1 pseudogene is annotated in these 545 nt (G+C 49.0%); it reads right to left on the reverse strand.

The annotated features are described in order from the left end of the window. A pseudogene (locus tag AB447_RS27095) lies at positions 1-545 on the reverse strand (hypothetical protein); the annotation flags it as partial.

A 545-nucleotide genomic window follows, 5' to 3' on the forward strand; every position in this document is an offset into this window, starting at 1 on the left:
GAGTTCCATGTCGGAGATATATCCGCATCAGTTAGAAACCGACGCCAGCCTTGCCACCCGAGGGTTCCGTCTACATAGTTTGAAAAAACGTTATTTTTCCAATCAACAGCTATGACATAGCCGTACGATCCTACCCCATTTATGGTCGATGTCATATGAAATAACCCTCTTGCCGAGAGAGTGGTCGGTATGTTTTGCGCTTTACCTGTGGAGTAAAAAGTGCCGAATCGTTTCCCGTTTTTCGTGACCTTGTCGTAAAAATCATCACCATCACCTATCGTGAGCGATACTCCGGCGTCATCCGCGGTTATTTTTGTTAATTGCGCCGCGTTCCACTTTGTTCGCTCGTCAGCCGTAATATGCCGTACATTATCCGCGACATGCGTATCAAAAGCCGTCTTTGCCGCCTGCTTCACATTATCAACGTTAGCTAATCCGACCTGGGATTTCGTGACCTTATGCGGGTTGTCTGTTTTAGCTGCGTGCTGATCCGTATAAGCTTTTGCGTTCGCTTCCGCCGCATCCGCCTTCTCTTGGGCGCCGGC

The organism is Bacillus glycinifermentans, from assembly GCF_001042475.2.
Classification (GTDB): domain Bacteria; phylum Bacillota; class Bacilli; order Bacillales; family Bacillaceae; genus Bacillus; species Bacillus glycinifermentans.